This is a genomic window from Micromonospora sp. AB353 (assembly GCF_049538395.1).
GTDB lineage: Bacteria > Actinomycetota > Actinomycetes > Mycobacteriales > Micromonosporaceae > Micromonospora > Micromonospora aurantiaca.
In genome coordinates this window covers 23,154-29,781 of record NZ_JBMVFV010000071.1, presented here as the reverse complement: position 1 = coordinate 29,781, position 6,628 = coordinate 23,154, and the positions used below count along the sequence as shown (strand labels likewise).

Here is a 6,628-nt window from a genome sequence, read left to right as displayed (position 1 = left end):
GCAGGGACTGCCCCTCGGTCATGTCGGCCAGGATCTCGCGCATCTCGCCGTCACCCAGGCTGTGCTTGTCGTGGTGCGCCTCGACCAGCTCGTAGAGCTTCGTCTGCACCCTGTCCACGCCCGGCACGTCGGGCAGCACCGACTGGCCGCGCTCACCCGCCGACTCGATGGTCAGCGTGCCGCAGCCGAGCAGCCGCTCCACGAAACGCTGATGCATGGCGTGGTCGTTGATCCGGGTCAGCGGCAGGTCCCGCCGGTTGCGCGACAGCACCCCCTGCTGGAGCAGCACCCGCTCGTTGGTGAACAGGTAGTGCGTGGTGCGCCAGACCAGAAACGGCCACAGACCCAGCCACAGCACCAGCGCCAGGGCGACCACGGCGATCGCGTAGAGCGCGATCGTGCCGCCGCTGCCGTCGGGGAGCAGGAGCCAGCCGGCGACGACCGCCGCGACGGCGAGCACGAGCACCAGGACCGGCCGGATCAGGGCCTTCCAGTGCGGGTGCAGGTGCAACACGACGTGCTCGTCCTCGGTGAGCACGTCTTCGGGGAACGCCACGGGGGAACCTCCTCGCAGAACAGGACGCGCTGACCGTAACCGGTCGGCGCACCCGGTCGGCATCGGCCGCGCGGACGGCGGCCCGTGGTTGTGCGGGCGGCGGCCCGTGGCTGTGCGGGCGGCGGCCCGTGGCTGTTAAGAAGGGGCCCTTCCTCTACCGGAGGCGTTAATAGGGGGCCCTTCCTTTCACCGCAGGTGCAGCACGTCGCCTGCCGCCAGCCGCAGCGTCTCGGCGCCCGTCTCCACCAGGAGCTGCCCGTCGGCGTCGATGCCGGTGGCCGTGCCGCGCGCCTCGCTGCCGTCGGGCAGCAGCACCCGTACCTGGCGGCCGACGGTGGCGCACCCGGCCAGGTACGCCTCGCGCAACCCGCTGGCCTCCGCGTCCCCTCCGGCGTCACGCCAGCGCTCGTACCAGTCGGCGAGCGCGCGCAGCAGCGCCCGCAGCAGCGGATCCCGGTCGGTGGCGGTGGCGCCGGCGAGCTGGAGCGAGGTGGCGGGCAGCCCGGTAGGGTTCTCCGGCAGCTCGTCGGCGCGCAGCGTCACGTTCAGCCCGACACCGACCACGATCGCCGGCGGCCTGTCGTTCTCCCCCGGCACCGCCTCGGCGAGCACCCCGGCGCACTTCGCGCCGTCCACCAGCAGGTCGTTCGGCCACTTCAGCCGCGCGTCCAGCTCGGCCAGCAGGCGTACCGCCTCGACCAGCGCGACACCGGCGAGCAGCGGCAGCCAGCCGTACCCGGTGACCGGCACCGGCGCCCAGCCGCGCTCGGGGGCCGCCTCGCCGGGCCGCAGCAGCACGCTCGTGGCGAGACCGGCGCGCGGCGGCGACTGCCAGACGCGGCCCCGCCGGCCCCGGCCGGACGTCTGCCGCTCGGCGACCACCACCAGGCCCTCCGGCTCGCCGGTGCGCGCCGCGGCCACCGCGTCGGCGTTCGTCGAGCCGGTCTCGGCCAGCAGGTCCAGGCGGCGCCAGGGCCCGTGCGGGGCGACCAGCGCGCGCCGCAGCCGGGCCGCCGACAGCGGCGGTCGGTCCAGATCGGTGTACGGCGAGCCGGGCATCCCGCCAGCCTACGGCCACCCGGCCCGCCGGTCGCCGCGAAGCGGTGAGGCGCACTGCACAGCCTCAGACACCTGAACCATCGTTATATTCCACGGGTGACTACCGAGACCGGGTTCAACATCCACACGACCGCCGGCAAGCTGGCGGACCTGGAGCGACGGCTCGACGAGGCGGTGCACGCCGGGTCGGCACGGGCGGTCGAGAAGCAGCACGCGCGGGGCAAGAAGACCGCCCGCGAGCGGATCGAGATGCTCCTCGACGAGGGCTCGTTCGTCGAGCTGGACGAGTTCGCCCGGCACCGCTCGACCAACTTCGGGCTGGAGAGGACCCGCCCGTACGGGGACGGCGTGGTGACCGGCTACGGCACCGTGGACGGCCGGCAGGTCTGCGTCTTCTCGCAGGACTTCACCGTCTTCGGCGGCTCCCTCGGCGAGGTCTTCGGCGAGAAGATCGTCAAGCTGATGGACCTCGCCATGAAGATCGGCTGCCCGGTCGTCGGCATCAACGACTCCGGGGGCGCGCGGATCCAGGAGGGCGTCACGTCCCTCGGCCTCTACGGCGAGATCTTCTTCCGCAACGTCCGGGCCAGCGGCGTCATCCCGCAGATCTCGCTCATCATGGGCCCGTGCGCGGGTGGCGCCGTCTACTCCCCGGCGGTCACCGACTTCACCGTCATGGTCGACCAGACCTCGCACATGTTCATCACCGGCCCCGACGTGATCAAGACGGTCACCGGCGAGGACGTGGGCATGGAGGAGCTGGGCGGCGCCCGTACCCACAACACCCGCAGCGGCAACGCGCACTACCTCGGCACCGACGAGGAGGACGCGATCGAGTACGTCAAGGCGCTGCTGTCGTACCTGCCGTCGAACAACCTGGACGAGCCGCCGGTCTTCGACGCGCCGGCGATCCTCGACGTCACGGACGAGGACCGGGAGCTGGACACGCTGATCCCGGACTCGGCGAACCAGCCGTACGACATGCACCGGGTCATCGAGCACGTGCTCGACGACGGCGAGTTCCTCGAGGTGCAGCCGCTGTACGCGCAGAACATGGTGGTCGGTTTCGGCCGCGTCGAGGGACGCCCGGTGGGCGTGGTGGCGAACCAGCCGATGCAGTTCGCCGGCACGCTCGACATCGCCGCGTCGGAGAAGGCGGCCCGGTTCGTGCGCACCTGCGACGCGTTCAACGTCCCGGTGCTCACCTTCGTGGACGTGCCCGGCTTCCTGCCCGGCACCGGCCAGGAGTGGGACGGCATCATCCGCCGCGGCGCGAAGCTCATCTACGCGTACGCCGAGGCCACCGTCCCGAAGGTCACCGTCATCACCCGCAAGGCGTACGGCGGCGCGTACGACGTGATGGGCTCCAAGCACCTGGGCGCGGACCTGAACTTCGCCTGGCCGACCGCGCAGATCGCGGTGATGGGCGCGCAGGGCGCGGTGAACATCCTCTACCGTTCGGAGCTGGCGAACGCCGAGGATCCGGCCGCCGTCCGCGCCGAGAAGATCGCCGAGTACGAGGACACGCTCGCCAACCCGTACATCGCCGCCGAGCGCGGTTACGTGGACGGGGTCATCCCACCGCACGAGACGCGTACCCAGATCGTGCGGGCGCTGCGGGTGCTGCGCACCAAGCGCGAGACGCTGCCGCCGAAGAAGCACGGCAACATCCCGCTGTAGCCGGCCCGGTGCCCCCGACGTCGAGGCGGCGGGGGCACCGGCGTCAGCAGCCCGGGTTCGCGGCCACGCACATCCGCTCGGCCGCGACCTGCGCCATCTGCCGCACCTGTTCCTCGGTCACCCTGGCCTCGGGCACCTGACCCTCGGGCAGGTCGGTCCGCAGCCGGCCGGACGGGATCAGCACCGTCACGAGGTCACCCACCCGTACGACCAGCCGGTCCTCGAACAACGGCGCGTAGCCGGGCGGCCGGCCGGTCGTCTCGTCGGGCGGCACGCTCGCCTCGTGCCGCAGCAGCAGCGCCTGGTCTCCGGCGAAGCCGGTCGCCGCGACGTACCAGCGGTGCACGACATCCGCGCTGACCATCCCCCGCTCGGTGTAGGCCTGGCCCGTCGTCCGCCACGCGCCGCAGGCCGCGACAGTGCCCTCCAGGTCGGTGACGAACCGGCCCGCCTCGCTTGGCTCCATCCGGTAGACGTCCTGGGTGAGGACCGATCCGATCGTCGTCGCGGGCTCGGTCGGCGGTTCCATCAGGGTCTGCCCCCGTGAGTAGCGCGAGCGCGGTTCCTCAGCCGGCCGCCCCTGTTCCCGGGCGCAGACCTGAAGCAGGTCGTCGACCCGGACCGGCTCGTCGAGGCCGGTCTCGCTGAGCCGCTCGCCTGTGGGAACGGGGACGTCCGCCGGCTCCAGCATCGCCTCGGCCACGATCTCCCGCGGCCCGTCGACGGCGCCGGCGGCGGGCGGTGGCGGCGCACCTGCTCGGTCCACGAGGGTCGCGGTGAGCGCCGCGACGACCACCACCGAGGCTGCGGCGAGCGCGGCGGAGCGGCGGCTGCGCCGCCGGGCGGTGGCCCGGATCGCCTCCGGCTCCGGCCAGGTGACGTTGCGCAGATCCCGGTGCAGCAACTCCACGAGTGCGACGTCGTCAGGCATCTGCCGCCTCCTCTTCCAGGTCCACCACGGCGAGCAGCCCGGCGAGCGCGGTCCGCCCCCGGGAGAGCCGGGCCTTGACGGTGCCGACCGGTGCCTCGGTCTCCCGCGCCACCTCGGCCACCGGCATGCCGAGCAGGTAGTGCATGGCGATCGCGGTGCGCTGGGCCTCGGGCAGCCGGCGCAGCGCGGCGACCACGTCCAGCGTCTCGGTGCTCGGCGCCGGCACGTCCGCCACGGCGCCGTGCCGCAGGTAGGCGCGCGCCCGGCTGCGCAGGCTCCGCCAGCGGCTCACCGCGATCCGGCTCGCCACCACCCGTACCCATGCCTCCGGGTCGTCGTACCCGCGCACCGTGGACCACCGCTGCCAGGCCCTGATGTACGCCTCCTGCACGGCGTCCTGCGCCTCGGCGAGGTCACCGGTGAGCACGTAGACGAAGCCGAGCAGCCGTTGCCGGCTGCCCCGGTAGAACTCGTCGAAGCCGTCGCTGTCGGGCACCTGCCACCTCCCCGTGTTCGTGAGGGGACACGCCTGGCGACGCGGCGCGGGTTGCCCGCTCAGCCGAGCAATTTCTCCAGTTCGCTCAGCGGGAAGCCACCGGCCGGGATCCGGTCGCGGACCGCCCGGCGGACCGCCGTCTGCACCGCCGCGTTGGCCGGGGTGGGCACGCCGTGCAGGCGCCCGAGCAGCACGATCTCGCCGTTGAGGTGGTCGGTCTCGACCGAGCCCGCACCACGGGCCAGGCTCTGCCAGGTGGAGCCACCGGAGCGCTCCTCGCCGCCCACCGGCCGGTGCGACACCCGGTCGCCGCGTTCGGCGGCCTCCTCCTGGACGGTGGTGTGGGCGATGCCGGCGGCGGCGAGCGCCGCCTCGCCCTCGGCGCGTACCCGCTTCGACAGGGCTTCGGGCACGTCCCGGCCGAGCAGCGCCTGGAGGCCGTTGCCGAGGTTGGCGAGCAGCTTGCCGTACTTCCAGCGCATCACGTCGTCGCGGACCGGCGCGACGAACCCGGCGGCGGTCAGGTCGGCGGCGACCGCGCGGCTGGTGTCGTCGGCGCCGCTCGGGTAGCGGCCGATGTGCAGCATGCCCGGATGCGGATGGCCGTTGGCGACCACCACGCCCGGCTCCAGGTGGGTGGCGGGCAGCCACACGCAGACCGGGTGTACGCGGGCGAAGCGCCGCAGCGCGGCCGGCTCGTTCGCGACGCCGTTCTGGGCCAGCACGACCGGCAGCCGTTCGCCTGCTGTCCCGCCGCCCTCGACCGGGGCGTCCGCCCAGACGTCGAGCGCCGCCACGGTGTCCTGCGACTTCACGGTGAGGACCAGCACGGTGTCCGCCGGCAGTGGCGGCCCGTCCGGCCCGGCGACCGCCGGGAGCCGGCCCGTCACCTCGCGGTCCGGCGTGCGCAGCGTCAGACCCCGCTCCCGCAACGCGTCCAGATGCGCGCCACGGGCCACGAGCGTCACGTCGTGGCCGGCGTCGGCCAGGAGTACGCCCATGGTGCCGCCGACCGCGCCCGCTCCGATGATCACGTATCGCACGGTCCGATTCTGCCCTGCCCCGTAGCGGCCCGCTCCGCGACGCGATGCGGCACGCTGCGGGCCGGCTCGGCGCGGCTCGCAGCGGTGCGGCTCGGCACGGTCAGCCGGTGAGCCCCGCGTCGGCCAGGATCGGGCCGGCCAGCAGCAGCGCTCCGGCGGCCAGCGCGCCCACGCTCACCAACAGGAACACGCCCACCCAGAACAGCGCCGGGAACGGCGTGATCCGGGCGAGCTGGTCGGCGTCGGACTGCGGCATCCGGCCCCGGGCGCGTTGCCGGTGCAGCTCGAACACCGGCCGTACGCCGCCGATCAGCAGGAACCACACCGACGTCCAGGCGAACGCGGCCTGCACCTCGGGCGAGGTGTACCAGGAGACGGCGAGCACCACGCCGCCGGTGACGAGTAGCGACAGCACGCCGAACAGGTTGCGGATCATCACCAGCATGGCCAGCAGCAGCGCCACCGCGAGCCACAGCAGCAGCGTGATCCGGTTCCCGGCCAGCAGCCACGCGCCGCCGAGGCCGAGCAGCGACGGCGCGACGTACCCGGCGAGCAGCGTGAGGATCATCCCCGACCCGGTGGGACGGCCGGCGGAGAGCGTCAGTCCGGAGGTGTCCGAGTGCAGCCGGATGCCGTGCAGCCGCCGGCCGGTGAGCAGCGCGACGAGCGCGTGGCCGCCCTCGTGCGCGATGGTCACCGCGTTACGGGCGATCCGCCAGGGCAGCCGGGCCACGACCACCGCGAGCGCGACCACGGCGGTGACCACCACGAGCAGCGGCGGCGGGTCCGGCTGGGCGCTGGTCAGCGTGTCCCAGAGCGTGGTGAGACCGTCGATCAGGGGCATGGGCGGGGAGCCTACCGGT

7 protein-coding genes are annotated in these 6,628 nt (G+C 73.5%); 1 reads left to right on the top strand and 6 read right to left on the bottom strand.

Translation table 11 applies throughout. From position 1 onward, the window contains the following. Nucleotides 1–556, bottom strand: a 556-nt coding sequence (locus tag ACPCK6_RS23635) for a PH domain-containing protein (RefSeq protein ID WP_423482256.1), incomplete at its 3' end; no start/stop codon positions are given. A 186-nt stretch (nt 557–742) separates the two neighbouring features. Beyond that, the gene (locus tag ACPCK6_RS23630) at nt 743–1,615 is read right to left on the bottom strand and encodes a biotin--[acetyl-CoA-carboxylase] ligase (RefSeq protein ID WP_396879932.1); all 873 of its coding nucleotides are present in this window, start codon (nt 1,613–1,615) and stop codon (nt 743–745) included. Nucleotides 1,616–1,711: 96 nt separating this feature from the next. Between ACPCK6_RS23630 and ACPCK6_RS23625 the strand changes: the two genes are divergently transcribed. Next, nucleotides 1,712–3,295: an acyl-CoA carboxylase subunit beta gene (locus ACPCK6_RS23625; RefSeq protein WP_423482255.1), complete on the top strand. Its 1,584-nt coding sequence runs from the start codon at nt 1,712–1,714 to the stop codon at nt 3,293–3,295. A gap of 43 nt (nt 3,296–3,338) precedes the next feature. Here ACPCK6_RS23625 and ACPCK6_RS23620 read toward each other — a convergent pair whose 3' ends face one another. The 4 genes from ACPCK6_RS23620 to ACPCK6_RS23605 all read right to left on the bottom strand — a co-directional run bounded on the left by ACPCK6_RS23620 (nt 3,339) and on the right by ACPCK6_RS23605 (nt 6,609). Beyond that, nucleotides 3,339–4,226 carry a hypothetical protein gene (locus ACPCK6_RS23620; protein ID WP_423482254.1) on the bottom strand — a complete coding sequence of 296 codons (888 nt, stop codon included), beginning with the start codon at nt 4,224–4,226 and terminating at the stop codon, nt 3,339–3,341. Continuing rightward, the gene (locus tag ACPCK6_RS23615; protein ID WP_396879929.1) at nt 4,219–4,722 is read right to left on the bottom strand and encodes a SigE family RNA polymerase sigma factor; all 504 of its coding nucleotides are present in this window, start codon (nt 4,720–4,722) and stop codon (nt 4,219–4,221) included. Before ACPCK6_RS23615 ends, ACPCK6_RS23620 begins: the two co-directional genes overlap by 8 nt. A 59-nt stretch (nt 4,723–4,781) precedes the next feature. Beyond that, complete coding sequence (locus ACPCK6_RS23610; protein ID WP_423482253.1) at nt 4,782–5,765, bottom strand: ketopantoate reductase family protein; 984 nt, start codon at nt 5,763–5,765, stop codon at nt 4,782–4,784. Between the two features lie 100 nt (nt 5,766–5,865). Continuing rightward, nucleotides 5,866–6,609, bottom strand: a complete 744-nt coding sequence (locus ACPCK6_RS23605) for a M50 family metallopeptidase (protein ID WP_423482252.1) — start codon at nt 6,607–6,609, stop codon at nt 5,866–5,868. Nucleotides 6,610–6,628 lie beyond the last annotated feature (19 nt).

Bases quoted from the DNA above. Each gene is read 5' to 3' on its own strand.
- ACPCK6_RS23620 (WP_423482254.1), bottom strand. From the start codon at position 4,226: ATGCCTGACGACGTCGCACTCGTGGAGTTGCTGCACCGGGATCTGCGC.
- ACPCK6_RS23630 (WP_396879932.1), bottom strand. From the start codon at position 1,615: ATGCCCGGCTCGCCGTACACCGATCTGGACCGACCGCCGCTGTCGGCG.
- ACPCK6_RS23605 (WP_423482252.1), bottom strand. From the start codon at position 6,609: ATGCCCCTGATCGACGGTCTCACCACGCTCTGGGACACGCTGACCAGC.